General features: G+C 71.4%; 29 protein-coding genes and 2 pseudogenes. 12 read left to right on the top strand and 19 right to left on the bottom strand.

Features of this window, described 5'->3' with window-relative positions:
- On the top strand, positions 1-237 hold a 237-nt coding region (locus ABZ459_RS51270), incomplete at its 5' end, for a MerR family DNA-binding protein (RefSeq protein ID WP_357988393.1).
- Between the two features lie 531 nt (positions 238-768).
- Positions 769-975 (top strand): hypothetical protein, encoded by a 207-nt coding sequence (locus tag ABZ459_RS51265; RefSeq protein ID WP_357988390.1) that lies wholly within the window; start codon positions 769-771, stop codon positions 973-975.
- A gap of 115 nt (positions 976-1090) precedes the next feature.
- Here the strand turns inward: ABZ459_RS51265 and ABZ459_RS51260 are convergent, their stop codons facing one another.
- Genes ABZ459_RS51260 through ABZ459_RS51240 form a run of 5 tightly spaced genes read right to left on the bottom strand, consistent with a single transcriptional unit; the run spans position 1091 to position 7647 of the window.
- Positions 1091-1942 (bottom strand): sugar ABC transporter permease, encoded by an 852-nt coding sequence (locus ABZ459_RS51260; RefSeq protein WP_189652656.1) that lies wholly within the window; start codon positions 1940-1942, stop codon positions 1091-1093.
- A 1-nt stretch (position 1943) separates the two neighbouring features.
- Positions 1944-3407, bottom strand: a complete 1464-nt coding sequence (locus tag ABZ459_RS51255; protein WP_357988386.1) for an ABC transporter permease subunit — start codon at positions 3405-3407, stop codon at positions 1944-1946.
- A 3-nt stretch (positions 3408-3410) separates the two neighbouring features.
- Positions 3411-4616, bottom strand: a complete 1206-nt coding sequence (locus ABZ459_RS51250) for a maltose ABC transporter substrate-binding protein (protein WP_357988383.1) — start codon at positions 4614-4616, stop codon at positions 3411-3413.
- Between the two features lie 11 nt (positions 4617-4627).
- A complete protein-coding gene (locus ABZ459_RS51245; RefSeq protein WP_357988380.1) occupies positions 4628-5983 on the bottom strand; it encodes an alpha/beta hydrolase-fold protein in 1356 nt (451 codons plus the stop codon).
- Positions 5980-7647, bottom strand: coding sequence for a glycoside hydrolase family 13 protein (locus ABZ459_RS51240; RefSeq protein ID WP_357988377.1), 1668 nt, complete (start codon positions 7645-7647; stop codon positions 5980-5982). Before ABZ459_RS51240 ends, ABZ459_RS51245 begins: the two co-directional genes overlap by 4 nt.
- 218 nt (positions 7648-7865) lie before the next feature.
- Between ABZ459_RS51240 and ABZ459_RS51235 the strand changes: the two genes are divergently transcribed.
- The gene (locus ABZ459_RS51235) at positions 7866-8864 is read left to right on the top strand and encodes a substrate-binding domain-containing protein (RefSeq protein WP_357988374.1); all 999 of its coding nucleotides are present in this window, start codon (positions 7866-7868) and stop codon (positions 8862-8864) included.
- Positions 8865-9342: 478 nt separating this feature from the next.
- On the top strand, positions 9343-9540 hold the full coding sequence (locus ABZ459_RS51230) for a hypothetical protein (RefSeq protein ID WP_357988396.1): 198 nt from the start codon (positions 9343-9345) through the stop codon (positions 9538-9540).
- 202 nt (positions 9541-9742) lie between these two features.
- Here ABZ459_RS51230 and ABZ459_RS51225 read toward each other — a convergent pair.
- A pseudogene (locus tag ABZ459_RS51225) lies at positions 9743-9928 on the bottom strand (DnaB-like helicase C-terminal domain-containing protein); the annotation flags it as partial.
- Between the two features lie 268 nt (positions 9929-10196).
- Here ABZ459_RS51225 and ABZ459_RS51220 point away from each other — a divergent pair.
- The 5 genes from ABZ459_RS51220 to hypF are packed head-to-tail and all read left to right on the top strand — an operon-like array spanning position 10197 to position 14313.
- Entirely contained in the window at positions 10197-10586 is a 390-nt protein-coding gene (locus ABZ459_RS51220) for a helix-turn-helix transcriptional regulator (RefSeq protein WP_357988371.1), read from the top strand.
- Complete coding sequence (locus tag ABZ459_RS51215) at positions 10583-11176, top strand: SIS domain-containing protein (protein ID WP_357988368.1); 594 nt, start codon at positions 10583-10585, stop codon at positions 11174-11176. The genes ABZ459_RS51220 and ABZ459_RS51215 overlap by 4 nt, the downstream gene beginning before the upstream one ends.
- Positions 11173-11388, top strand: coding sequence for a HypC/HybG/HupF family hydrogenase formation chaperone (locus ABZ459_RS51210; protein WP_357988365.1), 216 nt, complete (start codon positions 11173-11175; stop codon positions 11386-11388). The genes ABZ459_RS51215 and ABZ459_RS51210 overlap by 4 nt, the downstream gene beginning before the upstream one ends.
- Entirely contained in the window at positions 11385-12047 is a 663-nt protein-coding gene (locus ABZ459_RS51205) for an SIS domain-containing protein (protein ID WP_357988362.1), read from the top strand. Before ABZ459_RS51210 ends, ABZ459_RS51205 begins: the two co-directional genes overlap by 4 nt.
- On the top strand, positions 12037-14313 hold the full coding sequence (gene hypF / locus ABZ459_RS51200) for a carbamoyltransferase HypF (RefSeq protein ID WP_357988359.1): 2277 nt from the start codon (positions 12037-12039) through the stop codon (positions 14311-14313). The genes ABZ459_RS51205 and hypF overlap by 11 nt, the downstream gene beginning before the upstream one ends.
- Positions 14314-14361: 48 nt before the next feature.
- Here the strand turns inward: hypF and hypE are convergent, their stop codons facing one another.
- The 11 genes from hypE to ABZ459_RS51145 form a co-directional block, all read right to left on the bottom strand.
- Positions 14362-15501, bottom strand: a complete 1140-nt coding sequence (hypE, locus tag ABZ459_RS51195) for a hydrogenase expression/formation protein HypE (RefSeq protein WP_357988356.1) — start codon at positions 15499-15501, stop codon at positions 14362-14364.
- The gene (hypD, locus tag ABZ459_RS51190) at positions 15498-16625 is read right to left on the bottom strand and encodes a hydrogenase formation protein HypD (RefSeq protein WP_357988353.1); all 1128 of its coding nucleotides are present in this window, start codon (positions 16623-16625) and stop codon (positions 15498-15500) included. The genes hypE and hypD overlap by 4 nt, the downstream gene beginning before the upstream one ends.
- An 11-nt stretch (positions 16626-16636) precedes the next feature.
- Positions 16637-16906: a HypC/HybG/HupF family hydrogenase formation chaperone gene (locus ABZ459_RS51185; protein WP_357707649.1), complete on the bottom strand. Its 270-nt coding sequence runs from the start codon at positions 16904-16906 to the stop codon at positions 16637-16639.
- Between the two features lie 140 nt (positions 16907-17046).
- Positions 17047-17256: a hypothetical protein gene (locus ABZ459_RS51180; protein ID WP_357707651.1), complete on the bottom strand. Its 210-nt coding sequence runs from the start codon at positions 17254-17256 to the stop codon at positions 17047-17049.
- A 10-nt stretch (positions 17257-17266) separates the two neighbouring features.
- Entirely contained in the window at positions 17267-17860 is a 594-nt protein-coding gene (locus ABZ459_RS51175) for a DUF5947 family protein (RefSeq protein WP_357988350.1), read from the bottom strand.
- Positions 17857-18393 (bottom strand): NifU family protein, encoded by a 537-nt coding sequence (locus ABZ459_RS51170; RefSeq protein ID WP_357988347.1) that lies wholly within the window; start codon positions 18391-18393, stop codon positions 17857-17859. Before ABZ459_RS51170 ends, ABZ459_RS51175 begins: the two co-directional genes overlap by 4 nt.
- On the bottom strand, positions 18386-20182 hold the full coding sequence (locus tag ABZ459_RS51165) for a nickel-dependent hydrogenase large subunit (RefSeq protein WP_357988344.1): 1797 nt from the start codon (positions 20180-20182) through the stop codon (positions 18386-18388). The genes ABZ459_RS51170 and ABZ459_RS51165 overlap by 8 nt, the downstream gene beginning before the upstream one ends.
- A gap of 33 nt (positions 20183-20215) precedes the next feature.
- Positions 20216-21256, bottom strand: a complete 1041-nt coding sequence (locus tag ABZ459_RS51160; protein ID WP_357988341.1) for a hydrogenase expression protein HypE — start codon at positions 21254-21256, stop codon at positions 20216-20218.
- A 56-nt stretch (positions 21257-21312) separates the two neighbouring features.
- The gene (locus ABZ459_RS51155) at positions 21313-21666 is read right to left on the bottom strand and encodes a hydrogenase maturation nickel metallochaperone HypA (protein WP_357988338.1); all 354 of its coding nucleotides are present in this window, start codon (positions 21664-21666) and stop codon (positions 21313-21315) included.
- The gene (locus ABZ459_RS51150; RefSeq protein WP_357988335.1) at positions 21659-22171 is read right to left on the bottom strand and encodes a hydrogenase maturation protease; all 513 of its coding nucleotides are present in this window, start codon (positions 22169-22171) and stop codon (positions 21659-21661) included. Before ABZ459_RS51150 ends, ABZ459_RS51155 begins: the two co-directional genes overlap by 8 nt.
- Positions 22168-23472: a hypothetical protein gene (locus ABZ459_RS51145; protein WP_357988332.1), complete on the bottom strand. Its 1305-nt coding sequence runs from the start codon at positions 23470-23472 to the stop codon at positions 22168-22170. The genes ABZ459_RS51150 and ABZ459_RS51145 overlap by 4 nt, the downstream gene beginning before the upstream one ends.
- Positions 23473-23593: 121 nt before the next feature.
- On the opposite strand from ABZ459_RS51145, the gene ABZ459_RS51140 reads away from it, so the two are divergent.
- The 3 genes from ABZ459_RS51140 to ABZ459_RS51130 all read left to right on the top strand — a co-directional run bounded on the left by ABZ459_RS51140 (position 23594) and on the right by ABZ459_RS51130 (position 24745).
- Entirely contained in the window at positions 23594-23734 is a 141-nt protein-coding gene (locus ABZ459_RS51140) for a hypothetical protein (protein ID WP_357988330.1), read from the top strand.
- Positions 23735-23835: 101 nt separating this feature from the next.
- Positions 23836-24177, top strand: coding sequence for a hypothetical protein (locus ABZ459_RS51135; protein WP_357988327.1), 342 nt, complete (start codon positions 23836-23838; stop codon positions 24175-24177).
- A 238-nt stretch (positions 24178-24415) separates the two neighbouring features.
- Positions 24416-24745 carry an Imm51 family immunity protein gene (locus tag ABZ459_RS51130; RefSeq protein WP_357988324.1) on the top strand — a complete coding sequence of 110 codons (330 nt, stop codon included), beginning with the start codon at positions 24416-24418 and terminating at the stop codon, positions 24743-24745.
- A gap of 119 nt (positions 24746-24864) precedes the next feature.
- Here ABZ459_RS51130 and ABZ459_RS51125 read toward each other — a convergent pair.
- Positions 24865-25178 (bottom strand): annotated as a pseudogene (locus ABZ459_RS51125) (transposase family protein); the annotation flags it as partial.
- Between the two features lie 108 nt (positions 25179-25286).
- A complete protein-coding gene (locus ABZ459_RS51120; protein ID WP_357988321.1) occupies positions 25287-26699 on the bottom strand; it encodes a protein kinase in 1413 nt (470 codons plus the stop codon).
- Positions 26700-26944: the final 245 nt, after the last annotated feature.

The raw sequence follows: 26944 nt of genomic DNA, 5'->3' as shown, positions 1-26944 counted from the left end.
GCGTTCGACCTGCGCCGCCTCATCTTCCTCACCCGGATGCGGCTGTCGGGAATGACCATGCAGGATCTCAAGCGCTACATCGCCCTCGTCGAGCAGGGCCCGAGCACCATCCCGGAACGCCGGCGCGTCATGCTCGACCAGCGCGACCGCATCGTGCGACAGATCCGCGAACTCACTCTCGCCCTGGAGACGACCGAATACAAGATCCGCGTCTACGATGGGCACCCAGAAGGCTGACCGGCGGTCGGGGTGACCGTGCAACAAGCCCTGACGAGCCTTCTCAGGCGCTCCTGAATCTGTGCAGTCCCTTCACAACAGGTCTACAGGAACCGGATCCCCGCCGTGGCGAAAAAGGCCCAAGATGACGGACATGAGATCCGGGGATGGGCCCGGTGAGCAGTCCCTTGGCCGAGCCGTCCGTACGGGCTTGGGGTAGGCGATCCAGCCGGCAGTCACCCGCCGCGGCCGGGAGACGTCGCTGTGGATGATCGGCGGGCGTGCCAGAGATGCGCTTGCGGCCTGTGCTCAGCCCTGCCGGATCGGCGTGAACACCACAGATGGGCGGTGAAGTGGTGACCATCGGCACCAGCCTTCGGCCCCGTCTGCAGGGTGCGAGGCGATCCCTTGGGGCGGACCTCGACTTCATGTAGGTGTAACCCCTTCAAGGTGGCCACTGCCCACGGCCTCAGGGGCGCTGGTTGCCATGACCATGGCGCTACCAGGTCGCGCAGCCGCTTGCCGGCTCACATGATCCGTACGGCACGAGGTTTGTCACTCATCACCTTGGAGGGATCGCAGCCCTACGTGCCATCGGACGGGCTGCGCAGCATCGCCGCGTTCAACTTCCGCCAGATCGATCACGTTGACTTGATGATGGGTGCCTCACTCGCCGCTGTCAGCTGTCAAATCGGCGACGCCGCCTTACGTGAAATCCTTGCCTCCGCGCCAAGCAGCCGCCCCCCTCTCAATGCCTGACTGACGCCGGTACGTCGGCGCGCCGGAAACGTGGACCCGGCACCTCGACAACCGGCTATGGCGAATGGTCTCGGCCGGCATCCCTGGCCACGCAGGGCTGAGGCCTGTACGGGCCTCAGCCCTTGACCGCGCCGCTGGTCAGGCCACCGACAATGAAGCGCTGCAAGAACTGGAACAGCACGAGCACAGGCAGCGCTCCGACCAGCGCGCCAGCGGCGAACAGCCCCCAGTTCTGGCCGAGTTTGTCGGAGACGAGTTGGTAGAGGCCGACGGCGAGCGTCTGCTGGTCGGGGTCGGTCAGGACCAGCCCGGCGATGACGAAGTCGTTCAGCGTCGCCACGAAGGAGAACAGTCCGACGACCACCAGGATCGGGGCGACCAGCGGCAGCAGCACGCGGAAGAACACCTGCGCGTGCGAGGCGCCGTCGATCTGGGCGGATTCGTCCAGCTCCCTGGGGACGGTGTCGAAGAAGCCCTTCATCAGGTACGTGTTCACGCCCAGCGCCCCGCCCAGGTACACCATGACCAGGCCGAGCCTGCTGCCGAGGCCGATGGCGGGAAAGACGTCCTTGAGCGCCGACAGCAGCAGGAAGATCGCGACGTAGGCCAGGAGCTGCGGGAAGAGCTGGACGAAGACCAGTACGAGCAGCCCGGCCCTGCGTCCGGTGAAGGTGAACCTGGAAAAGGCGTAGGCGGCGCACGCGCCGAGGAAGACCGCCCCGGCGGCCGTCGTCAGGCCGATGATCATGGAGTTGGCGAACCAGCTCGGGAAGGGGTGCAGCGGGTCGGTGAAGAGCGCCAGGTAGTGCGCCGGGGTCGGCTCGGTGAACAGGTCGTTCGAGCCGGTCAGTGTGCCGCTCGGGTTGGTCGAGGCGGCGAGGACGAACAGCAGCGGGAACAGCGCCACGGCGACCGCCGCCACGCCGACGGCGTGGCGCCACCCGTACCTGAGGAACCAGCGGCCCATGTCAGCTCTCCTCCAGCCGGCGCGCCCTGCGGAACCCGGCGAGCGAGATCGCCGCGATGACGGCGAAGATGAGGATGGACACCGCGCAGGCCAGGCCGTAGTTCCTGGCGCTCCCGCCGAAGGCGAGCTTGTAGACCAGCGAGATGAGCAGGTCGGTGGAGCCGATGTCGACCGGTGAGGACGCGTCCCTGGGGCCGCCGCCGGTGAGCATGTAGATCACGTTGAAGTTGTTGAAGGTGAAGGCGAAGGTGGCCACGAGTACGGGCGCGGTCGCGGCCAGCAGCATCGGCAGCTTGACGTGGCGCAGCACCCGCCAGGGGTTCGCGCCGTCGAGCTGCGCGGCCTCGGTGAGCGCGGGCGGGATGGCCTTCAGCGCGCCGGTGCAGATGAGGAACATATAGGGGAAGCCGATCCAGACGTTGACGGCGAGCACGCTCAGCTTGGCCAGCCAGGGGTCGGTGAGCCACGGCACGTGCCCGCCGCCGAGCAGGACGGCGTTGACGAAACCGTGATCGGGGTTGAGCAGCCCCTGCCAGAGGATGGCCGCCATGAAGGCGGGGAAGGCATAGGGGAACACGATCAGGGAGCGGTAGGCCCGGTGCCCGCGCAGTCCCGGCCGGTCCAGCACCAGCGCGAGGCCCAGCCCGAGGGCGAACATCAGCCCGACCGACAGCCCGGCGAAGGCGAAGGTCCAGCCGAGCACGCCGAGGAACGGGCCTCTGATGCCGGGATCGGTGAGGACCGTGCGGAAGTTCTCCAGTCCGACGAACACCTTCCAGCCGGGACTGAGCGCCCTCCCGTCGGGCGCCACGAACCGGCCGCGGCCGTCGTCACGATAGACGGTGCCGATGCCGGCGGGGTCGGTGACGGTGCCCGCGCGTTCGTCGTAGCGAAGCGTCGAACGGTAGGTCGCCACCGTCACGGCGTCGGAGGTGCGCAGGCTGCCCTGGCCCGGCACCGGCACGCGCAGCGCGGTGATCTCTGCCTGCTGGGCCACGACCTCGGCGTACGTCAGCGGCCGCCACCCGTCCGGGTCCGCCCCCGGGATCAGCGGCCGCGTGGCGGAACCGACCCTGCCGCTCACCAGGAACCCCAGCTCGCCGCCCCGCTCCACGATCCGGACCGGCTGGACGGGCGACCCCGGCACCCTGACCTCGCTGGCCGCCAGGATCGCGGCCACCGCGTCCTGTTTGGTGCCGTTGTGGCCGTCGCCGTAGTTGGTGAAGGCCGCATAGCCGGTGTAGAGGACGACGTACACCTGGTAAAGGAGCAGCAGGACCACGCCCGGCGCGAGGTACTTCGCGGGGACGCGCCGTTTGCCGAGGTAGATGACGTTGATCGCGAGCGTGCCCGCCAGCATCGCGGCGAACGCCCACCACGAGCGCTGACTGGCGAGCGCCACCAGCCCGTAGACCGCGAACGCGTCCACCACGCCCAGCACCAGCGGCTTCACGTACCTGTTCATCGGTCAGTTCGCGATCTTCGCTCGGATGCGGTCGGCGGCGTCCCTGGTCAACTTCGCCGGATCGCCGTCCCCGGTGATGATCGCCAGTTGCGACAGGCCCCAGTCGCCCCAGACCGCGTCCATGGCCGGGACGTTGGGCGCGGGGCTGCCGGCCAGCGCCGCCTCGGCGAATCCGGTCAGCACCAGGTTGCCGCGCAGCTCCTCGCGTAGGGAGGTCAGGGCCGGCGGCCGGCCACCCGCCGCGTACAGCTCGCGTTGCGCGTCGGGGGTGGCCAGGAAGTTGAGCAGGAAGTCGTTGGCCAGGATCGGGTTGGCCGACTTGGCGCTGACGTAGAAGCCCTGCACGCCGACGAACGGCCGGGCGGGCTGATCGCCCGCCGGGGGCACCGGTTCGACGGAGAAGGCCAGGCCGGACCTGGCCAGCGCGGGCGCGTCCCACGGCCCGGTGACCAGGTACGGGGTGCGACCCTCGCGGAAGGCGTCGGTGGCGATCTCGCCGCTCAGCGAAGTGGAGATCACCTTGGCTTCGGCCAGCCCGCGCAGGTAGGCGGCGAACGCCAGCCCGCCCTTGTCGTCGATCCCCAGCTCGCCGCCGTCGAACACGCTGGAGCCGAAGGAGGTCTGCAGCGGGTAGAGATGGTAGGGCGAGCCCGCCTTGGGGTCGACGGGCAGCCCGACGGGGAAGTCCGCCTTGCCGTCGCGGACCAGCTTCTGGCCGGCGGCGACCAGTTCGCCGAACGTCTGCGGCCGTTTCGGCGCGAGCTTGGTGTTCCGCAGCAGCGCCACGCTCTCGATCGCGTACGGCAGACCGTACGTCTGGCCTTCGTAGCGCATCGCGTCGAGCGCGAGCTTCGGGAAGGCCGCGGCGGTGGCGCCGAGGTCGATCGGGGCGACGACGCCGTTCTGGACGAGCTTGCCGAGCCAGTCGTGCGGCCCGGCGATCAGGTCCGGGCCCTGGCCGGTGGGGGCCTGGGAGATGAAGTCGTCGCGGAGGCCGCCCATGCTCTTCTGCACGATCTTGACCTGGACGCCTCTGGCCTTCTGGAAGGCCGCGGCCAGGTCCTGCAGCGGTTTGGCGCGGCTGTCGTCGGCCCAGACGGTGAGGACGGCCGCCGCCTTCGCGGCGGGGGCGGGGGTGGCTGGGGTGGCGGTGGCGCAACCGGCGGCCAGCAGGGCCAGGCCGGTCACGGCCAGGATGGTCGTGCGCATGTGGGTGCTCCTCATGAGCCGTCGGTGCCGTCGGTGCCTTGGTGCGGGTCGTGCTGGGCGCCGGGGTCGCTCCAGCCGTGGACGTGGACGACCAAGCGGCGGTCGCGGTCGTGCCTGAGCGGTTCGCTGACGGGCAGGCCGTCGGAGTCCAGGCCGTCGCAGCGCCAGCCCCTGCCGACCGAGCCGTTGAGCCCGAGCCCCCGGGGCAGCCGCCAGACGCCGTGGTGCACGCCGGGCGCGATCGGGGTGGTGACCAGGCCGGAGAAGTAGACGGTGTCGCCTTCTGGGGTGCCGGCTGGGGTGATGACCGTGACGTCGAGCGTCGCGGTGGGCTCGCCGTCCACGACGGACAGCTCGCGTTCGACGGTCAGGCCGCCCGTTGTGGCCCGCACCCGCGCGAGGCCGGGCGCGGTGGGGGTGAGCAGGGCTGTGCCCGCCGGCTTGAGCAGGGGCTCGGGGTCCCAGGAGAGGCCGGCGCCGAGCGCGGAGTACGTGCAGCCGTCGGCCCGCAGCGCGAGCGGCGCGACGTCCACGGCCTGGCCGACCGCGGCCACCTCGGCGTCAGGGGCGGGGGAGGGGACGGACAGCTCGACCGGCGGGCCCTCCGTCCCGAACAGGTGCAGCAGCGCGTCGGCCGCCCGGATCGCCCACGCGCTCTCGTGGTGCGGGGCCGCCGGGTCGTGCCGGTAGCGCAGCTCGGCGTCCGGGCGGTAGCCGAGCCCGATGAGCTGCTCGGCCAGTTCCCGGGCGTGGTGGACGGTGATGAGGCCCTCCATCCCGCCGATGTCCAGCCACACCCGGCGCGGCCCCCGTTCGGTGAAACGCCGGTAGACGGGCGTCTCCTCCAGCGTCTGCGGGTCGACGAACACCAGGAACGGCGACATGATCGCCGCCAGCCCGAACACCTCGGGCCGCCGGAAGGCCAGGTGGTAGCTGACCAGGCCGCCCATCGACGAGCCCATGACCGCCGTGCGCCCGGCCGCGCCGGTCACCGCGTACCGCGAGCGGATCAGCGGCATCAACTCGTCGATCAGGAAGTCCTCGTAGGACTGCCCGGCGAGCCTGCCGTACGGGTCGCGGGGGTAGGGCGCGACGTGGGAGTACTCCGCGCCGCGAGCCTCGCCCGCGTTGGACACCCCGACCGCGACCAGCGGCGGCAGCGTCCCGGCGGTGATCAGGGCGTCGAGCGTCTCGTCCAGGCGCCAGCTCGGCTCCAGCCCGGCCGCCGCGAACACGTGCTGCCCGTCGTGCAGGTACACCACCGGGTAGGGGCCGTCCACGGGGTCGTAGCCGGGCGGCAGGTAGACGAACACGTCACGCGCGTTCCCGAGTGCGGCGGAGTGGACGCCGCGCAGAACGTCGATCATGCTTCGAGCTCCCAGACGTGGAAGGCGGGCCCGTCGGCGGGCATGGGCGCTCCCGGCCGCAGGTCGGGGCCGCCGGTGAGGCAGGCTCCGGCCGCGGGGGCGTGGAACGGTTCGTGCGCGGCCCTGCTGACCTGGATGAGCAGTGTCTGCCCCGGCGCGGCCCGCTCGTAGACGAGGGTGTCGGCGTCGGCGTGCAGCCAGCGCAGGCCGCCGGTGCGCAGGGCCTCGTGCGAGCGGCGCAGCCCCACCAGGTTGCGGTAGAGCCGGTGGGTTCCGTGGTCCCAGCGGGCGGTGTCCCAGGGGAAGGGACGGCGGCCGTCCTCCAGATGCACCCCCTCGACCCCGACCTCGTCACCGGCGAAGATCATCGGCAGGCCCGGCAGCGTGAGCAGCAGCGCGGCGCCCAGATGCTGGTGCTCGCGCCCGGCGATCGAACGGAACCTGGCCGTGTCGTGCGAGTCGAGCAGCGTCAGGTTGTGCGTATAGGCCCGCCACGGGACGAGCGCGGCGTAGCGGCGCATCACCTCCGCCACATCCGCGCCGCCGTACTGCGGGATCGGGCCGGGCACGCCCCAGAACTCTGTGGAGCGTTCCCGCGCCAGCCATGACCAGACGGGCCGGGCGAAACCGGCGTAGGACATCGTGCCGTGCCAGCCGGTGCCGCGCAGCGAGTCGGAGGCGTCGAACTGGTGCTCTGCCAGCAGCAGCGCGTCGCCCACTGTGGCTCGCGTCAGCCTGGCGACCTGGTCGTTCAGCTCGACCCCGCCGTGGCGGCCCGCCGACTGGGCGACGTCCACCCGCCAGCCGTCCAGGCCGAACTCGTGCAGATAACGGGCGATCACCGAGCCTGGGCCGTCGTAGAGGCGGCGGCGCAGTGTGGCGGAACGATGATCGAACTTGGGCAGCGTCCTGACGCCGGCGAAGGTGGCGTAGTCGGGCCCGTCCACGTAGTAGAAGTCCTCGCGTACAGGACTGCCCTCGGCGAACCACTCGTGGCCGTCGCCCGAGTGGTTGAGCGTGATGTCGCCGATGACGCGCATGCCGCGAAGGTGGGCCGCATCGGTCAGCGCGCGCAGCGCCTCGTCGCCGCCGAGTAGCGGGTCCACTCTGTCGAAGGTGGTCGCGTCGTAACGGTGGTTGGAACGGGCGGGGAAGAACGGCGTCAGATACAGCAGGTTCGCACCCAGGTCGGCGATGTGGTCGAGGCGGTCGGTCACGCCCCACAGGTCTCCGCCGTAGACCTGCTGCAACGCGCCGTCTCTGCCCCAGGGGATTGGGTCGTCCCAGTCAGCCCGCCGTACCCACGCGGGGTCGGGCCCATGGTCTCTGCCTGAGCGGGCGAAACGGTCGGGGAAGATCTGGTAGATCACTGAGTCGGCGGCCCATGCGGGCGGGGGCGGGTAGGCGGTCAGCATGAAGTCGGTGGTGTCCGGCACGTCCAGCGGCGACAGCCCAGCAGCGGTCAGCCACAGCGGGCCGGTCGCGGTCCGCAGCAGGAAACGGTAGCCGCACTCCGGGTTCACCATCTTGACCGTGGCGCGCCACCAGATCTCGGAACCGGTGACCCGGTCGGCCGTCGCCTCGGCGAACCGGGGCTCGCCGTCCGGCGTGGTACGCACGTGGACTTGCCGCACGTCCAGGTCGAGCGAGGTACGCAGGAACACCTGAACGTGATCACCCAGTGACGGCGACGAATCACTGACGTACAGCGGCGACCCGTCGTGGTGCGCCCGGGTGTTGCAGAGTGTTCTTCGATGCCCCATGCTGTTAATGCTCCAAAATGCGCTGTTCACCAGGTCAGATGTGTCGCGAGCTTAGGAGCCGTGGAAACAGCGCCGCAACACTTGGAAACATGTTTCACCGGATTCTCGAAGGGTCCCCCATGCCTCGACCATCCGTGCGGACGATCGCCACCCGCGTGGGAGTGAGCGCCGCGACGGTCAGCAGGGTGCTCAACGGCCGGCCCGGCGTCTCGGAGGAACTGCGGGCCAAGGTCCTGCGGGGCATGCGGGAACACGGCCTGATCGCACCCGCAGCTGAGCCGTTCGTCGGCATCATCGTCCCCGAGTTGGACAATCCGGTCTTCCCGCTACTGGCAGGCGCCATCGAGGCCAAGCTCGGCAGCCACGGCGTCACCGCGCTGATCGGCAGCTCCACCGCCAAGGGCCCGACCGAGCTCGACTACATCTCCGCCCTGGTACGGCGGGGCATCCAAGGCCTGGTCCTCATCTCGGGACGACACGCCAACCCGGCCGCCGACCATGGCTTCTACTGGCAGCTCCACCAACAGCGCATCCCCATGGTGCTGGTAGGCGGCCAGGTGCCCGACCTCCCGGTCTCCACGGTCACCACCGACGAGGCGGCGGGCGCGGCGATGGCGGTGGCACACCTGCGCGAACTCGGCCATGAGCGGATCGGGCTGGCTGGCGGGCAGGGCTATCTGCGGCCCTCGCAGAACCGGCTGACAGGCTGGCGGCGGGAAATGCGACGCTCGTTCGGCTCAGTGGACGACATGCTGCATGTCGAGTCGGACTACTCGCTGACCGGCGGTCACGCAGCCGCCCGGCGGCTGCTGGCAGTCGGCGCGACGGCACTGATCGCAGGAAGCGACCTGATGGCGCTGGGTGCGGTCGCGGCCGTCCGCGAGGCCGGGCTGGCAGTTCCGGGCGAGGTGTCAGTCGTCGGATACGACGACTCCTACCTGGCCGTGCACGGCGACCCGGCGCTGACGACCGTACAGCAACCGGTGGAGGCGATGGCGGCTGCGGTGGCGACGGCGATGTGGCAGTCGCTGCAGGGATATCACGCCACACACGTGGATCACGTTTTCGCGCCGCGCCTGGTGGTCAGATCCTCGACGGGCAAGGCCCGCGACCTATGAGCCCCCGACCCGGGAGCTGCAGCGGCCCGCCGCTGCCCCGCGCCGGCGGCCGCCCCCAGCGGCATCGCTTGGTCGAAACCATTACCGATGTGTGCGGCAGCCACGTCGCCGATGACGGCGTGCACGGTGCCGTCGGCGGTCTGCACCACGTCCAAGAAATCGCCGCCGAGCAGGCCGCTGCGGCGGCTGGGGCGATAGCAGTAGTGCACCTGGACCGAGTCGTTTCGCAGCGGGGGACGCGGCAGCAGCCCGGCCTCCCAGCCCGAACGCCGTCACCTCCACGATCAGCCTGCTCAGGCTGATTGGGAACGTGTCGGCGTTCTCCATCCACTCGGGACCCGCCCACGCCGCCGCGACGACCGCCTGCGCGGCGCCCGCCGCAGCACGAGCAGCCCGGTCAGCGCCATCGCGTAACCGCCCGCGACCAGCACGACGTCTTCGGCTACTCCTTCGCCGAGGTGGCCGAGATCGTCGGCCGGTGCTGGGCGTCGGCAGCATCGACGGTTGCGGCGGCATCGTCATCGGGCTCATCGCCGCCGCCGTCGGCCTGGCCCTCTTCGACGCCTTCTCCGGACTTGTCAGCCCGTCCAGCGGCATGGAGAACGGCTGCCAGATCGAGCAGGCCGACGGCACCTCCGTGCCCGTCGACCGCGCTCCGGGCGTGGACGCCGGCTGACGTACCCGCCGCTCCGAAAGCGTGGCGGTGCAATGCTTGGGCGGCGGCTCGCATCCGCGCAGGATGGGCGCGATCGTATCGTCCAGTCCGTGCTGGGCGAGGTCCGGTGGCAGGATCCGTACGGGGAACGCTTGAATACCTCGCCCATCCGCCAGTCAAGCGCTCGGCGAGTCCGCTGGCATTTCGATGCCACGTTCAGCTCACGGGCATGGGTCTTCAGGTCGCGGACGACATCCCCGATCTCACGCTCGCGCAGGTCGTTGCGCTTGTCCGGTCTGATGGCTTGAAGGCCGTCGATGGCCAGCAGGCGCACCCCATGCTGTGTTACAAGGTCGGTCGCCCGGGAGGCGATGTCTGCCACGGTCGCGGACGCGGGGGCGTCGACCATCAATGGCGCGCTGCACGAGCTTCCGCGCTCCTGACCAGGGCCTCATGACGCTCCTGCCCCAGATGGAACAGGTTCTCGTCGAGCAGCCAAGGTCGAACCGTCCTTCGGCCGCCGGCGGGACGTCGCGGTGCGCTGATCGCCCGGGAGCTACCCCTTGGCTTGCCTTCTGCCAGAAGTTGGCAAGGGCGGCGTGTGGAGCCGGGGAATCGCCCGGCGTGGACGTTCTACTACCCCTTGGAGGGTGCGTTCCGCTGGTGGGGGAGTTCGTATGGAAGGCGGCGAGAGGCGAGGATTGTTGTCCCCGATCCTGCTTCTGCTGATCTGGAACCGGCCCAGCCACGGCTACGACCTGATCGATCGGCTGGGGGAGCTGGGCGTGGCGGGGGCGGAGCCCGGCCATGTCTATCGGCTGCTGCGCGCCCTCGAACGCGACCAGTGCCTGGTCTCCTCCTGGACCGCCTCGCGTACGGGACCTCCGCGCAGGAAGTACGAGATCACCGCTGCGGGCCTGAGCGATCTGAAGGCCGCGATGATCCGGCTGCGGGACCTGGGGGACGTCCTGCGCGCCTGCGCGGCTCTGTGGGATGAGGGGCGCCGGCCGCCGTCCCATGACGCCGCCTCATGGCAGGGAGAGGCGTGGCAAGGAGAGGTGAGATGACGCTTGTGTCGACAGCCTTCGAGCGCCGGGTCGCGCCAGGACGGGCGCTCGCCGGGGAGGCCGCCTCGATCGCCCTGGCGTGCCGGGCCATGGCCCGGCGGTTCGCGCGGGGCGGCCGGCTGCTGGTTTTCGGCGACGGCGGCGCCTCGGCGGACGCCCAGCACGTGGCCGTGGAGTTCGTCCATCCGGTCATCGTCGGCAAGAGAGCCCTACCCGCCCTCTCCCTCAGTCATGACGCCGCCCGGCTGACCGCCGTCGCCGCGACCAGCGGGTTCGAGGAGGTCTACGCCGAGCAGGTGCGCCTGCTGGCCGCCGAGCACGACATGGCGCTCGGGTTCTCCTGGGACGGCGGCTGCGCGGACGTGCTGCGCGGGCTGGAGGCGGCACACGGGCTCGGACTGCTGACCGTCGCGCTCGTGGGCGGAGAAGGCGGGGACGGCGGCGCCGTCGGCCGCAGCCCGGCCGTGAACCACGTCCTCGGCGTCCGGTCCGGCGACCCGTGCGTGGTGCGGGAGATCCACATGACGGTCTACCACCTGCTCTGGGAGTTGGTGCACGTCTTCCTCGACCAGCCGGAGGAGGCCCGATGACCGAGGAGCCGGGGGAGCGGGTGTGCCTGACCTGTTCCGACCTCGCCCTGCCCATGCGCGTCGTCGAGCTGCTCGGAGACGGCCTGGCCATCGCGCAGGGGGCCGTCGGCGGCCCGCAGGAGATCAGCGTGGCCCTGGTCGAGGCCGGGCCGGGTGACGTCGTCCTGGTGCACGCCGGTGAGGCCATCGCGGTGGGAGGAGAGTGCGGATGAGCACGGCGGAAGGCACCGGCGTCGAGGCCCTCTACCCGTCCCTGTACGTCCGGTCCACCGATCCGGATGCCCTGCTGGAGGAGGTGCGCCGCTCCTGCGCGGCCAAGGCGCACGAGATCGTCGCGCTGCGGGAGACGGTCGCCGGGCTGCACGGGGAGGAGCTGGCGCACTGCGCGGCGCGGACGGCGGCGGCCTTCGAGTCCGGCGGGAGGCTGTTCGCCGTCGGCAACGGCGGCAGCGCCACGGACGCGCAGGCGCTGGCCCAGCTCTTCGCCCACCCGCCGCGCGGGCGGGCGCTCGCGGCGACCTGCCTGGCCGCCGACGCCGCCGTCGTCACCGCGCTGTCCAACGACGTCGGCTACGACCTGGCCTTCGCCCGCCAGGTCGCCGCCTTCGCCCGGCCCGGCGACATCGTGGTGGGCCTGTCGACGAGCGGCGGCTCGGCGAACGTGCTGCACGCCTTCGCCGAGGCGCGTCGCCGGGAGGTGCTGACCGTCGGCCTGGCCGGCGGCGACGGCGGGCGGATGGCGGCCGACGGCCTGGCCGATCACCTGTTCGTCGTGCCGTCCCCGTCGGTGCACCGGATCCAGGAGGCCCAGGTGACCCTCTACCACGTCCTGTGGGAGCTGGTGCAGCGGGTGCTGACCGGTGACGGCTGAGGGGCCGGGCCGGATCCGGATCCGGGTCGAGGGGCTGGTCCAGGGCGTCGGCTTCCGGCCGTTCGTCAGTGGCCTGGCTGGACGGCACGAGCTGGCCGGGTTCGTCGGCAACGATCCGCGCGGCGTGTTCATCGAGGCCCAGGGTGAGCCGTCGGCGCTGCGGGCCTTCGTCGCGGAGCTGGAGCGGCGGGCGCCGCCGTCCGCGCTGGTCGAGAGCGTCACCGTGGCGGACGCCGAGCCCGTCGCGGAGTCGGGCTTCCGGATCGTGGCCAGCCGCGGCGAGGGCGCCCGCCAGGTGTGCGTGCCGCCGGACACGGCGCCGTGCGACGCCTGCGCGGCCGAGATCGCCGACCCGGGCGCGCGCCGGCACGGCTACGCCTTCACCAACTGCACGGCCTGCGGGCCCCGCTTCACCATCGTCACCGACCTGCCCTACGACCGGCCCAACACCACGATGGCCCCCTTCGCGATGTGCGCCCGCTGTTCGCGCGAGTACCGCGACCCCGGCGACCGGCGCTTCCACGCCCAGCCGGTGTGCTGCCCCGCGTGCGGACCGTCGCTGCGGCTGCTGGACGCGGACGGCCGCCCCCAACCGGGCGACCCGGTCGGGGCGGCGGCGCTCTGGCTGGCGCGGGGCAGGATCCTGGCGGTCAAGGGCGTGGGCGGGTACCACCTCGCGGCCGTGGCCGGGGACGAGCGGGCGGTCGGCGCGCTGCGGGCCCGCAAACGCAGGGAGGGCAAGCCGTTCGCGGTGCTGGCCGCCGACCTGGCCGCGGCGCGCGAGCTGGTCCTGCTCACCCCGGCCGCCGAGCGCGTCCTGAGCGGACCGCGGCGGCCCGTCGTCCTGCTGCCGCGCCGTGGCGGGGCGCCGGTCGCCGAGGCGGTCGCGCCGGGCAACCGCGAGCTGGGGGTGATGCTGCCCGCGACGCCGCTGCACCATCTCCTGGCCGTACGGCTCGGCCGGCCCGCGGTCCTGACCAGCGGAAACCGGTCGGATGAGCCGATCGCGCACCGGGACGACGACGCCCTGGACCGGCTGTCCGGCATCGCCGACGGCTTCCTCGTCCACGACCGGCGCATCCACGTCCGGGCCGACGACTCGGTGGTGCGCCTGTTCCGCGGCCGGGAGCTGCCCGTCCGCCGCTCGCGCGGGTACGTGCCCGCTCCCGTGACGCTGCGACGGCCGCCGTCCCGGCACGTGCTGGCCTGCGGCGGCGAGCTGAAGAACACCTTCTGCCTGGTCAAGGGCCGCCACGCGGTCCTGTCGCAGCACATCGGCGACCTGGAGGGCTACGAGACCCTGCGCTCGTACGCGGAGGGGATCGGCCAGTTGAGCCGGCTGTTCGGCGTCCGGCCCCGGCTCGTCGCCCACGACCTGCACCCGGAGTACCTGTCCACCAAGTACGCCTCCGGCCTCGACGGCGTCGAGCTCGTCGGCGTGCAGCACCATCACGCCCACATCGCCTCCTGCCTGGCCGACAATGGCGAGGAGGGCCCGGTGATCGGCGTCGCCCTGGACGGCCTGGGCCTGGGCTCCGACGGCACCCTGTGGGGCGGCGAGCTGCTGGTCGCCGACCTGCGGGGGTTCGAGCGGGCGGGGCACCTGGAGGCGCTGCCCATGCCCGGCGGGGCGGCGGCCGTACGGCAGCCGTGGCGCATGGGCGTGTCCTACCTCGACGCGATCTACGGCGACGTGCCGCCGGACCTGCCCTTCGTCCGGCGGCACCGGGACCGGTGGGCGGCCGTGGCGGCGCTGGCCCGCACCGGGACGAACGCGCCGCTCACGTCGAGCGCGGGCCGGTTGTTCGACGCGGTGGCCGCGATCGCCGGGCTGCGCGACCGGGTGCTCTTCGAGGGGCAGGCAGCGATCGAACTGGAGCAGTTCGCCGAGCCTGGCGAGCGGGCCGCCTACCCGGCGGCGCTGTCCGCCGGGCCGGAGCTGGTCGTGTCCGGGACCGACCTGGTCCGCGGCGCGGTCGAGGACCTGCTGGCGGGCGTGCGGACGCCGGTGGTGGCCGCGCGCTTCCACAACGGCCTGGCCCGTGTCCTGCTGCGGGCGGTGCTGGCGCTGAGCGAACGGACGGGGCTGCGCGAGGTGGCGCTGTCCGGCGGCGTCTTCCAGAACGTCGTCCTGCTGGAGCGGATGGAGGCAGGGCTGCGGGAGGCGGGCCTGCGGGTGCTCCTCCACTCGCGGGTGCCGCCCAACGACGGCGGCCTCAGCCTGGGCCAGGCCGCCGTCGCCGCCGCCCTCGACCACGCCGGATGAACCACGCCGGATGAACCACGCCGGATGGAAGCGCCGGTCGGCCGCGGCTCAGCAGATGCGCGGCAGCGGGTCCCCGACGAGCATGTCGACGATCCGGGTGCCGCCGAAGGCCGTGTCGAGCAGCACGAGCCCCGCGGGCTCGGCACGCACCCGGCCGACCACGGCCGCCTCCGCGCCGAGAGGATGGCCGCGCAGCGCCTCCAGCGCCCTTCCGGCCTGCTCGCCGTCGACCACGGCGACGAACCGGCCCTCGCAGGCGACGTACAGGGGGTCGATGCCGAGCAGTTCGCAGGCGCCGTTCACCACCGGGCGGACCGGCACCGCCGACTCCTCCACCACGATGCCGAGCCGCGAGGAGCGGGCCAGCTCGTTGAGCACCGTCGCCACCCCTCCGCGCGTGGCGTCCCGCAGCACCCGCACCCCGGGGACGGCGTCGAGCAGCGCGGCGACGACGCCGTTGAGCGGAGCGGTGTCGGAGGCGAGGTCGGCCTCGATGTCCAGCTCTCCACGGGAGATCATGATGGTGACGCCGTGCTCGCCGATCGGCCCCGAGACGATGACGGCGTCGCCCGGCCTGATCGCCGACGGCGTCAGCTCCGTCTCCCGCTCCAGCACGCCCACGCCGGCGGTGGTGACGTAGCATCCGTCCGCCTTGCCGCGCTCCACGACCTTGGTGTCCCCGGTGACCACCTGGACGCCGGCGCGGTCGGCGGCGGCGGCCATCGAGGTGGCGATCCGCCGCAGGTCGGCGACCGGGAAGCCCTCCTCCAGGATGAACCCGGCCGACAGGTACAGGGGCCGGGCCCCGCAGACGGCCAGGTCGTTGACCGTGCCGTTGACGGCGAGGTCGCCGATGTCGCCGCCGGGGAAGAACAGCGGGAAGACCACGAAGGAGTCGGTGCTGAAGGCCAGCCGCCCGTCCGCCACCTCCAGCACGGCGCCGTCGCCGAGCGGCTCCAGGATCGGGTTGCGGAACGCGTCCACGAACACGGCCTCGACCAGCGTGTGCGAGGCGCTGCCTCCCGCGCCGTGGGCCAGGGTGACGCGCTCCTCCCGCACCCGGGCCCGGCGTCCCCGGGCGCGCTCGATGCGGAGCAGCACCTCTTCCTCGCGGGTCGCCGGGCCGGCGGCCCCGCCCGCCTCGCGGACGGCCCGTTCGGCCCATCCGGCGGTACGCTCGGTCGTCATGCCGTGGTCGCCTCCTTGGCCCGCGTGCGGGTGAACCGGCCGAAGTTGTAGTACGCGGCGCAGGCGCCCTCGGAGGACACCATGCAGGTGCCGATCGGCGTCTCCGGCGTGCACGCGGTTCCGAACACCTTGCACTCCCACGGCTTGAGCACGCCCTTGAGCACCTCGCCGCACTGGCACGCCTTCGGGTCGGCCACCCGTACGCCCGGCACCTGGAAGACGCGTTCGGCGTCGTGGGCCGCGTAGGCGTCGCGCAGGCGCAGCGCGGAGTGGGAGATGAAGCCGAGGCCGCGCCACTCGAAGTACGGGCGCAGCTCCATCACCTTCCCGATCGCCTCCAGCGCCCGGCCGTTGCCCTCCCACGGCACCACCCGCGTGTACTGGTTCTCCACCTCGGCCCGCCCCTCGGCGAGTTGCCGCAGCAGCATGTGGATCGACTGCAGCACGTCCAGCGGCTCGAACCCGCAGCAGACGAGCGGCTTGCCGTGCTCCTCGGCGATGAACGCGTACGGCCGGCAGCCGATCACGGTGGAGACGTGGCCCGGCCCGATGAAGCCGTCGAGCCGCAGGTCCGGCGAATCCAGGATCGCCTTGATCGCCGGAATGATCATGACGTGGTTGCAGAAGACGGAGAAGTTGCCGAGCCCTTCGGCCGCGGCCCGCAGCACGGTCATCGCCGTGGACGGCGCGGTGGTCTCGAAGCCGATCGCCATGAAGACGACCCGGCGGGCGGGGTTCTGGCGGGCGATCCGCAGCGCGTCGAGCGGGGAGTACACCATGCGGATGTCCGCGCCGGCGGCCTTGGCGTCCAGGAAGGAGCCCTCACCGCCGGGCACCCGCATCATGTCTCCGAACGAGGTCATGATCACGTCCGGTTCGCCGGCGATGGCGATCGCGTCGTCGACGCGTCCCATGGGGATCACGCAGACGGGACAGCCGGGCCCGTGGACGAGGTTCACGTTCGGCGGCAGGTAGTCCTCGACGCCGTGCTTGTAGATCGTGTGGGTGTGCCCGCCGCACACCTCCATGAAGGTGTAGCGGCGGCCGGGCTCGCACAGCTCCGCGATCCGCGCGGCCAGGGCCCGAGCCGTCCGGGCGTCGCGGTACTCGTCGACGAAGCGCATGCCGGCGCCTTTCACGTGATGTCGGATTCCGCGAGCGCCTGGAGCTCGTCGGTGTAGGCGGGGCCGAGGCCGTTCAGCAGCGCCAGCGTCGCCGCGGCCTCGCTCTCGTCGATCCTGGACATCGCGAAGCCCACGTGGACCAGGACCCAGTCACCGGGCCGGACCGGGCCGTCCAGCAGGCCGACGCTGATCGCGCGGCGTACGCCGGCGACCTCGACGGTGGCCAGGTCGGCCCGGTCCGGCAGCAGCTCGACGATCTCTCCGGGGATGCCAAGACACATCGTTCCGGGATCACATCTGCTTGATCTTGAGGTAGCGCCTCAGCGCCGGGAGTTCCTTCCAGAACATCCCCAGGAGCACCGCCCCGGCCAGCCCGGCCAGCAGCGTCGTACGTGGTCGCCGCATGTCTGTGTCCTCTTTCTCAGCCTGGCGGGAGGTTGGGCATGACGGGCAGGATCGGGTCGTGCTTCTTGGGGCTGATCCCCGTCGAGCGCCGGGCGTCGGCCGTGCCGTCCCGGTGGTGTCCCGCCTGCTGCTCGTACGCGCCGGGCCGGTTGCCCTGCTCGACGCCCTTGACGTGCGCCGTCGCGTCGGGTGCGACGTCGGGCTTGCCCACCTTGATGTGTGCCATGGTGCGGGTCCTACCCCCGGCGATGCCCTGCGTCGTCGAGCTGGGCGAAATACTGCGCGATCTTTGCCCATACCTGATCGCCGCCTGACATACCGGTCCATTCACCTCGTACCAGGGCCATCAGCCGGTAGCAGTCGTCGATCGGGACCAGCCAGCACTCACCGGCCCCCCGTACGCCGTTGACGAGCAGCGCCTCGACCATCGGCCGCATGGTGCCCAGCTCCGCGGCGCGGGCGGCGACCGCCTGCCAGGCCGTGGCGTCCAGGTCGCTGCGGGTGCCGCCCAGCGGGCTCGGGTAGTGCGCGGTGGCCGAGCCGTCAGGCGCGGTGACGAAGAACGCCAGGCTCACGGGGATGCCGAGGTCGGCCGGCCGCACCCCGGTCAGCCGCAGCCGCCGTTCGGGCACCCGCAGGAAGTGGCCGTCGCCGTCCGGCTCGAACAGCAGCGCGCACGCCCGGCACGCGCACAGCACCTCCGCCGAACGCGTGTCCACGACGTGCCCGTGCTCGCCTTGGACCGGCGCCCCGCACAGCTCGCAGCGCGCGCCCGCGTCCCGGCGGCGCGCGGTCCGCCTGAGCAGGCGGCCGTGCGCGGTCGTGCTCACGCGGCGCCGCCGGGCCGGACCAGCAGCGCGTCGGCGGGGACGAAGGCGACCGGCGCGGCGCGGCTCACCTCGACCGTCTCCACCTCCGGCGCGACGGCGCGCACCGCCTGCTCGACGGCCAGCCGTACGGGCTCCGACCCGGACGAGCAGCCGCCCGTCAGCCGCACCCGCGCGACGTCGTCCGTCACGTCGGCGAGCCGCGCCTCCACCCCCTGGGCGCGCAGGGCGCCGGCCAGGCCGTCGAGCGCGCGCTCGACCCGCCGCCGGAGCGGCTCGGGATGGATGTCGTGCAGGACCAGCAGGTGGCCGAGCAGCTCGTCGTCGGCCAGGGCGGCGGCGACGGCGGACCCGGCCGGAGCCCGGTCCATGACCCGGGCCAGGGCCTCGCCGTAGACCTCGGCGAGGATGGCGACGGCGTCGAGCGCCGTCTCCGCCGTCGGGCCGGGCGTGCCCTCCAGCCGCCCCAGGGTCTCCTCCAGCCGCTCCAGCAGGCGGGCCACCGCCTGGTCGTCCAGGCGGTCCGGCTCAGCCATGGCTCGCGCCGAACATCGGCGAGTGTAGCTTCTTCACCGTGCGTCCCTTGCCGACGTACATGTGCACGCCGCAGGGCAGGCAGGGGTCGAAGCTGCGCACTGCGCGCATGATGTCGACGCCCTTGAAGTCGTCCGGGCCGTTCTCCTCGAAGATCGGCATGTCCTGGACGGCGTCCTCGTACGGGCCGGGCGTGCCGAAGCTGTCGCGCGGGCTGCCGTTCCAGGGCGTGGGCGGGTACGGGTGGTAGTTGGCGATCTTGCCGTCCCGGATGACCATGTGGTGGGAGAGCACGCCGCGCACCGCCTCGTGGAACCCGACGCCGATGGCCTCTTCCGGCACGGCGAAGTCGGTGAACACCTTGGTGTCCCCGGCGCGCATGCGCTCCATGGCCTGCTCGACGAAGTACACCGCCATGGCCGCGGCGTAGGCCACGAAGTACACCCGGGCCCGGTTGCGTTCCAGGGCGTTGGACCAGGGCGGGATGCGCCACTCCAGGGTCGTCTCCGGCAGGTCGCGGCCCTTCGGCAGCGAGATCTGCACCGACGAGCCCGTCGCCTTCACGTACGGGGTGTCCACGATGCCCGACAGGGCGGTGACGTACAGGCGGGCGAAGGCGCCGCCGCCGGTGTCGAGCGCGAGGTGGTCACCGGTGCGCGGGTCGAGCCACCGGGGGCTCATGACCCAGCTGTAGTTGCCCTCGAAGTCGCGTTTCTGCGGCGCGGGCAGGGTCGTCTGGTTCCACGGGTGCCGCATGTCGATCGGGTTGCCGAGCGGGTCGTGGGTGACGAACGGCTCCTCGCCGGTCCAGTCGTCGTAGTACGAGCTGCCGAGCAGGATGCGGATGCCGAGGTTGATGTCGACGAGGTTGTTGGTGACCAGCTCGCCGTCCACCACGATGCCCGGGGTGACGAACATGGCCTTGCCCCAGTCGTTCATCGTCTCGTAGCGGTAGTCGACCACGGCCGGGTCCTGGAAGGCCCCCCAGCAGCCGAGCAGGATCCGGCGGCGGCCGACCTCCTCGTAGCCGGGCAGTGCCTCGTAGAAGAAGTCGAACACGTCGTTGTTCAGCGCGACGGCCTTCTTGACGAAGTCCACCACGCCGAGCAGGCGCGAGAGGTAGTCGGTGAACAACGTCGGCTCCGGCATCGTGCCGACCCCGCCCGGATAGACCGTCGACGGGTGGACGTGCCGGCCCTCCATCAGGCAGAACATCTCCCGCGTGACGCGGCTGATCCGCAGCGCCTCCTTGTAGATGTCGCCCTCGAACGGGTTGAACGCCTCCATGATGTCGGCGATCGTGCGCTTGCCGTGGATCGCCGCCCCGGGCGCCTCGGTGGTCCTGGCCCGCGCCAGCAGCGTCGGGTTGGTCTCCTTGACCATCGCCTCGCAGAAGTCCACGAAGACCAGGTTGTCCTGGAAGATCGTGTGGTCGAACATGTACTCGGCTGCTTCGCCGAGGTTGACGATCCACTCGGCCATCGGCGGCGTCTTGATGCCGTACGCCATGTTCTGGGCGTACATCGAGCAGGTGGTGTGGTTGTCGCCGCAGATGCCGCAGATCCGGCTGGTGATGAAGCCCGCGTCCCTGGGGTCCTTGCCCTTCATGAACACCGAGTAGCCGCGGAACAGCGAGGAGGTGCTGTGGCACTCGGCGACCCGCCGGTTGGCGAAGTCGATCTTCGTGTAGACGCCCAGGTTGCCGATGATGCGTGTGATGGGATCCCACGACATCTCGACGAGCTCTCCCGGTGGTCGCCGGTCGGGCGCTTCCTGCTCGGAGATGGCCATGTGCTGATGTGTCCTCTCTGGCGTCGCGGGCCCTTACGGGCGCCACCGCGGATCGAAGCCGCTGGTCAGCGCTTCACGGTTGTGCCGCCACCGCGGCTCGGCGTTCGCGGTGTTGTTGGTGATGCCGCGCATGCGGCGGATGAACGCCCCGTAGGGCTTGATCAGCATCGAGGACAGGCTGCTGCCCGGCGGCATGTCCATGAACGGCATGAACTTGTCGGGGAAGCCGGGCATCGTGCAGCCGATGCAGATCCCGCCGACGTTCGGGCAGCCGCCCACCCCGTTCATCCAGCCGCGTTTGGGCACGTTGCAGTTGACGACCGGGCCCCAGCAGCCGACCTTCACCTGGCACTTGGGCGAGTTGTAGTCCTTGGCGAAGTCGGCCTGCTCGTAGTAGGCGGCACGGTCGCAGCCCTCGTGCACGGTTCTGCCGAACAGCCACTGGGGACGCAGCAGCGCGTCCAGCGGCGGCGGCGGCGCCGAACCGGCCGCGTGCTGCAGGACCCAGGTGAGGGTCTGCATGAAGTTCTCCGGCTGCACCGGACAGCCCGGCACGTTGACGATGGGCAGCCCGCCGGCCGACCGGAAGTCCCAGCCCAGGTAGTCGGCCAGGCCCATGCAGCCGGTCGGGTTGCCCGCCATGGCGTGGATGCCGCCGTAGGTGGCGCAGGTCCCGATCGCGACGACCGCCCAGGCGTTGGGGGCGAGCAGGTCGATCCAGGTGTTGAGGGTCATCGGCTCGCCCGTGTCCGGGTCGTTGCCGAACGACGTCCAGTAGCCCTCTCCGTTGATCCTCTCGTTGGGGACGGACCCCTCCAGGACGAAGATGAACGGCTCCAGCTCGCCGCGCGCCGCGGCCCGGAACGGGGCCAGGAAGTCCTCCCCGCCCAAGGTGGGGGACAGGACCTTGTTGTGCAGGTGCACCTTCGGCAGCCCCGGCACGAGGCCGGTGACGACGTCCTCGATGGCAGGCTGGGACGCGGCCGTCACGGAGACGGTGTCGCCGTCGCAGCTCATGCCCTCGGAGATCCACAGGATGTGCATCTCGTCGAATCCGCTCTTCTGATCGGCCATGTCACGTCTCTCCTTCACGTCAGCGGCCTGGTCTCCAGCCGGTGCCGGCGGGTCTGTCAGGCGGTTCCGGAAACCGGTTCGAACGTGATCGACTCCACCACGACGCTCTCGTCCGTGATGCTCTCCACGTCCATCCCGCCGCAGCTCCGGCAGGCGAGCAGGTCCGTGGCGGTGCGGGCCTCCTGCTCGGCGCCGCATCCCGCGCAGCGCATCACGTACGGCACGGTGACGAGTTCGACGGTCGCGTCCTGCACGACCGTGCCCGCGGCGGCCAGGCGGAAGCCCGTGTCGATGACCCGCGGATCCACCGGGTGCCCGCCGACGAGGACGCGCACCGCGCTCACCCGGCGTCCACCGGCCCGTCCCAGCGTGGCCTCCACGATCGCGTCGCACAGCCCCAGTTCATGCATCGGTGGTCTCCTTCTCGATCTTCCCCGCCGCCTCCTGCCAGGCCAGCTCCGCGACGAGGCGGAGGGCCCCCTCCACGGCGGCGGCCACCGGTTCGGACAGCTCCATCACCTCGTCCAGGACCGCGGGCCGGCAGCCCACGATCACGACCCGCTCGACGCCGCCGCCGAGGTGGTTCAGCAGCCGGAGCACGGCGTCCGGATGCAGCCCGTGCCCGTCGATCGCCACGTCGCCCCCGGACGGCCGGTCGTCGGCCTCGATGACGGCCAGCGTTCCCGGCGGGCCGTCGAGCGGGACGGCGTCGACCAGGATCAGGGTGTCGTAGCGGCCGTCCAGCAGCTCGTAGGCGAGGTGGACGCCGCGGATGCCGTAGTCGGCGACGTCGGCCGTCGCGGGCAGCTCCGCCCGGTCCAGGCGCCTGACCACCTCGACGCCGAAGCCGTCATCGCCCAGGAACACGTTCCCGATGCCGGCCACGAGCACGTTACGGGAACCACCGGTGCTCATCCCGCCTCCAGGGGCTCGATCTCGTCGAGGGTGAAGTAGCGGTAGCGCCCGTACCAGCGGTTCAGGTCGGCGCCCGGGTCGTCCTCGACGGTGACGGCCAGGTGCCAGGTGTCGTCCACGTCCTGGAGCACGTCCTCGACCAGGCCGGTCCTGCCGTCGAGGAACATGTCCTGGGGGTCGGTGCCCGACCGTCGCGGCCGGAGCCTGACCCGGCTTCCCTTCGAGACCTCCACCCCGGCGACCGTCACGCCGTCCACCGCCGCCGCGGCCCGGCGGGAGCGGACCGCGCCGTGCAGCCGTGACAGCGCGGCGGGCGGCATGGAGTCGACGCGGTCGATGATCTCCGCGGCCCGCGCGTCGGTGGCGCGGGCCTCCCGCTTCTCGGCGTCGGTGAGCGTGAGGGTGCGCAGCGACAGGATCTCGTCGATCTCCGTGGCGTCGTGCAGGTCGCCGGGGCTCTCGGGGGCCACGCGCGGGTGGTCGTACAGGATGATCGGGGAGGAGAGCACGACGTCCCGCGCGCCGGGCGTACCGGCCAGCACGGGGAAGGTGCCCGTGTTGACACAGTCGCGGACCGCCGCCGCGGCCCATTCCGGCGGGTCGAGCAGGGAGACGAACGAGCCGCCGCGCGTGGCGAGCAGAGTGTGACAGCTCAATAGCGAGGCGCGCAGCGCGTCCTCGCGGGCGGCGTCGGCGGGGGTGGCCGGGTCGTCGTTCTCGACGCGGCAGCGCAGGCGCAGCAGCGGGGACGCCGTCGCGCACCGCGTGGCCGAGACGGCGACCAACGCCCGGATCGCCGACCGGCTGACGACGATCCGGCCGCCGTCCAGCGGCCGGATCTCCTCGCCCGCCGGCACGCCGACGGTGATCCGCCGCTCGCCCGCGAGCAGTTCGGCCGTGCCGGCACGCAGGTCGAACTCGCGCGGCACGGCCTCGTCGAAGCTCAGTTCCAGCGTGGGCCCGTCCCCCAGGGAGTCGACCGGCCGCCAGGCGCCGTCGGCGTCCCGGCGCTGCACCTGACGCCGCTGCTGGTGCAGGAAGCGGATCCGCAGCTCGACCGTGACCTCGCCGTCCGCTTCGAGCAGGCATTCCGTCTGCTGGCACCACGATTCGGCCGAGCCCGCCACGCCCGCGCCGGTGAGCCCCCGGGCCCGTGCCCAGGCGGGCGGCAGCAGCACGCCGAACTGCCACCGGACCCGGTTCTTGCCGGAGGAGCGGCGGTAGGGGTACAGCAGGTACCCCTCGTACAGGATCGCGTCGGCGATCGCACGGACGCTGTCGAAGGTGTCATCCGGACCCACGGTGTCCGGTATAGCAAGAGATGCACACGTACGGTAAGTAAGCTTGTACAGTGTGTACCGAAGTCACCTACCGCTACCGGCACCGGAGTGGCCACCCCCGCAGTACGGCAGCGAGCGCGCAGTGATCGCCGAACAACAGGCAAGCGCCGCCCAGGACGAACGCGATCGCGCCACCGGTCAGGTGCGGGACCTGCGCGACCAACTGGCCGCCGCCCGTGCCGAAGCCATCGCACAGGCGGCTGCCCGGGCTCGATGTGGGTGAAGGTGCGGCGGGCGGGTGGGTGGAGGGCTGGGACGATCTGCGGCATGGCGCGTGGTGATGGTGGCGGCAGGGACGGCCGGGGTGAGCCCGAGTGGCGGCCGGTGAGCGACGTGGACATGATGACCGCGGTCGTTCTCGAGCAGCTGGGTGCCAACCGTGATCAGTTGCGGTCTCTGGAGCCGGCGCGGTGGTCTCCGCATCTGCTGGACGACCACACTGTCGGGCGGATCAAGCAGGTGTTCGGGGAGCTGCGCGATGACATGATGGCGTGGCCCTGGCTGACGGGCCTGGTGGTGGGCATGGTCGCCCCGGGCCAGTGGGACATCGTGGTGCCCGATGACCGGCTGGTGGGGGCTGGACGCCGGTGGGTACCCGGTGTACCCGGTCTGCCATCGGACGGCCGAGGTGAGCCGCCTGCAATAGCTCGGCGTTCAGTCCTCTAGGTTCTCGCGGCCCGTGTCATTTACCGGGGGCTGCGACCTGGGCATTCTCACGGGGCCTTATGCGATGTCATCCGCCAGATTCCCTGGATCTGGGTCATTTCCTCAGCGCGATCGCCCTCCGTTGCGTGTGCTCACCGGGCCGGCTGAGGCCACACCCAGGACACCATGGGCCTCGGCCGGGCGGTTGCCAACGTTGCCAGTACGCGCCGAGAGTGCGACGATCCCCCGAATGAGCCCGATGAGATTGCTGGAAACCACGCCCGGGAAGTTCTCGCTGCTGCTGGACGCAGGAACGACCCAGGTGGACGAACTCGTTGAAGAGTCCGGTCACGAGCCGAACGGATACTTCTGGGAGGGCGTCGCGCGTTTCCTCGTGAGCACGGAGGCACCGACGCTTGAGGCACGATTTCAGTACGACTCGGAGGGGGGCATGTTCTGCGCCTACGGCGACGATCAAGAGGCATTGCGGGATCTGACCGAGCTGATGACCGCGGTCGCCACGGATAGGGACCGTCTGCGCGGGCTTATCGCAGCAGCCGAGGCCGCAGGTTTCGAATTCGACGACTGATCCGCACACGGCCACACCCACCCCGGCGCCAGTACACCGACCACACGCCGCTCATGGGCCGGAGCAAGCCGCCATCCGTCCACTGACCCGCAATTCAGATCACTGAACGCTTTTTATCCTCACGCTGCCTGCGCAGCTCGGTGATTTTGCAGGACGGCGACGGCCTTGCACAGGTGGCCGGCCTTGGACGGGCTGCAACGTAGCTTCCGGAGGATCTTCCAGCTCTTCAGCTGGGCGTTGGCGCGCTCGCCTGGGCCGCGCAGCCTGGCGTGAACGCGGTTGGCCTGCTTCTGCGGCTCGGGCTTGTTCTTGCCCTTGTACGGGGTGCGGACCAGGCCTTCGGCTCCTTGATAGGCCTATCGGCCAGCGTGATGATCCCGGCCTGCTCGAGTGCACGCAAGATGCTCCAGATGCGGGCGGCGCTCAGGTCGTGGGCCTTGCCGGTCATCCTCTCCCGAACGTGTCCCCAGCCGCCATCTGGGCCGGTGACCGGGCAGAACCTGGGTTCTGCCCGGTCTCCCAGACGGCGCAACTTCGCAGGTCAGCGCAATGAGATGGTGCGGCCCGCCAATCCGGTCCCGGTAAACGAGCCGCCGGACCATGCCCGTACGCGGAACTTCTCCCACGACTGCACCAGGGTCGCGTCACTGTGGATGACATCGGTGGTCCGGCCCCCACCGCCGACCGCCGTGAGGAAATGACCGGTGATGGTCCGGATCGCGTACACGTCGTCGCCCTGCGGGATCAGGGCGAACTTCTCCCACGCCTGCAGGAGCGTGGCGTCACTGTGGATGACATCGGCGGTCCGGCCTCCACCGCCGACCGCCGCGAGGAAATGACCGGTCACCGTCTTGATCCCGAAGTTCACGCCATCGCCCGCGTCGACGAGCGTGAACCGCTCCCACGAGCGCGCCACGGTGGCGTCGGTGTGGATCACGTCTCCTGTCTGGCCTCCACCGCCGACCGCCGTCAGGTAGTGCCCGATGTTGAACGTCTGGAACGTGCACATGGTGGGGTTAGCGAACATCGTTCGGGGGCCGCCGCCGTCGGTCGTGGTGGCCAGGTCGTGCAGGGTGGTCAGCGCCAGGGTCCGGCGGTCGGCGATGACCTGGGTGAGCGCCTCAGGCAGCCACCGCCCCTGGTCGGGCGAAGCGAGCGCGGTGAGCTGGGTCAGTACCTGCTCCAGGCTGGGCCGGGCGGCGGGGTCCTTGGCCAGGCAGGCCGCCACCAGAGCGGCCAAGGGGGCGGGCACTCCCTGAAGGTCGGGCTCGGCGTGCACCACGCGGAAGACGACCGCGTGGACGGGCCCCGTCCCGAAGGGGCTGCGGCCGGTCACGGCGAAGGCGAGCACGCAGCCGAGCGAGAACACGTCCGAGGGCGGCCCGACCTCCCGGCCCATGGCCTGTTCGGGGGACATGAACGCGGCGGTGCCCAGCACCGTGGAGGTCTGGGTGTGGCTGGTGCCGTCCAGGGCACGGGCGATGCCGAAGTCGATCAGGCGAGGCCCGTCCTCAGCAAGGATGACGTTGCCGGGTTTGAGGTCGCGGTGCACCATCCCGCAGGCGTGCACGGCGGCGAGTCCTTCGGCCAGCCCGGCGCCGAGCACCGCGGCCGACTCCACCGGGAGCGGCCCGTGCTCGTCGACGGCTCGGTGCAGGGAGGGGCCGGGGATGTAGGCGGTGGCCAGCCACGGCCGGACGGCGTCGGTGTCGGCGTCCACGACCTGGGCGGTGTAGAACCCGCCGACCTTGCGGGCGGCGTCCACCTCGGACGTGAAGCGGCGCCGGAAGTCGCTGTTGTCGGCCAGCTCCGGGCGCACCACTTTGACGGCGACCAGGCGCCCGCCCGGGGAGCGGCCCAGGAACACCTCTCCCATCCCGCCCCCGCCGAGCCTTGCGTGCAGCCGGTAGGAGCCGATGTGAGCCGGGTCGCCGTCGCGTAGGGGGTCGGTCATGGTGACTCATTCCTCGTCGAGATCTTCGCCGGTCGGTGTCGATGATTCCAAAAGAGGGGCCACCGGAATATGGCAGAAATGGGCCGCGCCCGGGCACTGACCGGGCAGAACCGCTGTTCTGCCGGGTCACCGGCCCGGATGGCGGCTGGGGGCACGTTCGGGAGCGGAGGGCCGAATCCATCCGCACCATCGCCGCCGGAGTCGGCGTCTCCATCGGCGTCGTCCACAAGACCCTCATCGACGCC

This window comes from Nonomuraea sp. NPDC005692 (assembly GCF_040631115.1).
GTDB lineage: Bacteria > Actinomycetota > Actinomycetes > Streptosporangiales > Streptosporangiaceae > Nonomuraea.
Note: the sequence above shows the minus strand (reverse complement) of the source record. Positions and strands in the feature narration are given on the sequence as shown.

What these genes read in the sequence shown, in the direction of transcription:
- ABZ459_RS51260 (WP_189652656.1), bottom strand. Translation starts at nt 1,942, where the DNA reads ATGGGCCGCTGGTTCCTCAGGTACGGGTGGCGCCACGCCGTCGGCGTG.
- ABZ459_RS51255 (WP_357988386.1), bottom strand. Translation starts at nt 3,407, where the DNA reads ATGAACAGGTACGTGAAGCCGCTGGTGCTGGGCGTGGTGGACGCGTTC.
- ABZ459_RS51250 (WP_357988383.1), bottom strand. Translation starts at nt 4,616, where the DNA reads ATGCGCACGACCATCCTGGCCGTGACCGGCCTGGCCCTGCTGGCCGCC.
- ABZ459_RS51245 (WP_357988380.1), bottom strand. Translation starts at nt 5,983, where the DNA reads ATGATCGACGTTCTGCGCGGCGTCCACTCCGCCGCACTCGGGAACGCG.
- ABZ459_RS51235 (WP_357988374.1), top strand. Translation starts at nt 7,866, where the DNA reads ATGCCTCGACCATCCGTGCGGACGATCGCCACCCGCGTGGGAGTGAGC.
- ABZ459_RS51220 (WP_357988371.1), top strand. Translation starts at nt 10,197, where the DNA reads ATGGAAGGCGGCGAGAGGCGAGGATTGTTGTCCCCGATCCTGCTTCTG.
- ABZ459_RS51215 (WP_357988368.1), top strand. Translation starts at nt 10,583, where the DNA reads ATGACGCTTGTGTCGACAGCCTTCGAGCGCCGGGTCGCGCCAGGACGG.
- ABZ459_RS51210 (WP_357988365.1), top strand. Translation starts at nt 11,173, where the DNA reads ATGACCGAGGAGCCGGGGGAGCGGGTGTGCCTGACCTGTTCCGACCTC.
- ABZ459_RS51205 (WP_357988362.1), top strand. Translation starts at nt 11,385, where the DNA reads ATGAGCACGGCGGAAGGCACCGGCGTCGAGGCCCTCTACCCGTCCCTG.
- hypE (WP_357988356.1), bottom strand. Translation starts at nt 15,501, where the DNA reads ATGACGACCGAGCGTACCGCCGGATGGGCCGAACGGGCCGTCCGCGAG.
- hypD (WP_357988353.1), bottom strand. Translation starts at nt 16,625, where the DNA reads ATGCGCTTCGTCGACGAGTACCGCGACGCCCGGACGGCTCGGGCCCTG.
- ABZ459_RS51185 (WP_357707649.1), bottom strand. Translation starts at nt 16,906, where the DNA reads ATGTGTCTTGGCATCCCCGGAGAGATCGTCGAGCTGCTGCCGGACCGG.
- ABZ459_RS51180 (WP_357707651.1), bottom strand. Translation starts at nt 17,256, where the DNA reads ATGGCACACATCAAGGTGGGCAAGCCCGACGTCGCACCCGACGCGACG.
- ABZ459_RS51170 (WP_357988347.1), bottom strand. Translation starts at nt 18,393, where the DNA reads ATGGCTGAGCCGGACCGCCTGGACGACCAGGCGGTGGCCCGCCTGCTG.
- ABZ459_RS51165 (WP_357988344.1), bottom strand. Translation starts at nt 20,182, where the DNA reads ATGGCCATCTCCGAGCAGGAAGCGCCCGACCGGCGACCACCGGGAGAG.
- ABZ459_RS51160 (WP_357988341.1), bottom strand. Translation starts at nt 21,256, where the DNA reads ATGGCCGATCAGAAGAGCGGATTCGACGAGATGCACATCCTGTGGATC.
- ABZ459_RS51155 (WP_357988338.1), bottom strand. Translation starts at nt 21,666, where the DNA reads ATGCATGAACTGGGGCTGTGCGACGCGATCGTGGAGGCCACGCTGGGA.
- ABZ459_RS51150 (WP_357988335.1), bottom strand. Translation starts at nt 22,171, where the DNA reads ATGAGCACCGGTGGTTCCCGTAACGTGCTCGTGGCCGGCATCGGGAAC.
- ABZ459_RS51130 (WP_357988324.1), top strand. Translation starts at nt 24,416, where the DNA reads ATGAGATTGCTGGAAACCACGCCCGGGAAGTTCTCGCTGCTGCTGGAC.
- ABZ459_RS51120 (WP_357988321.1), bottom strand. Translation starts at nt 26,699, where the DNA reads ATGACCGACCCCCTACGCGACGGCGACCCGGCTCACATCGGCTCCTAC.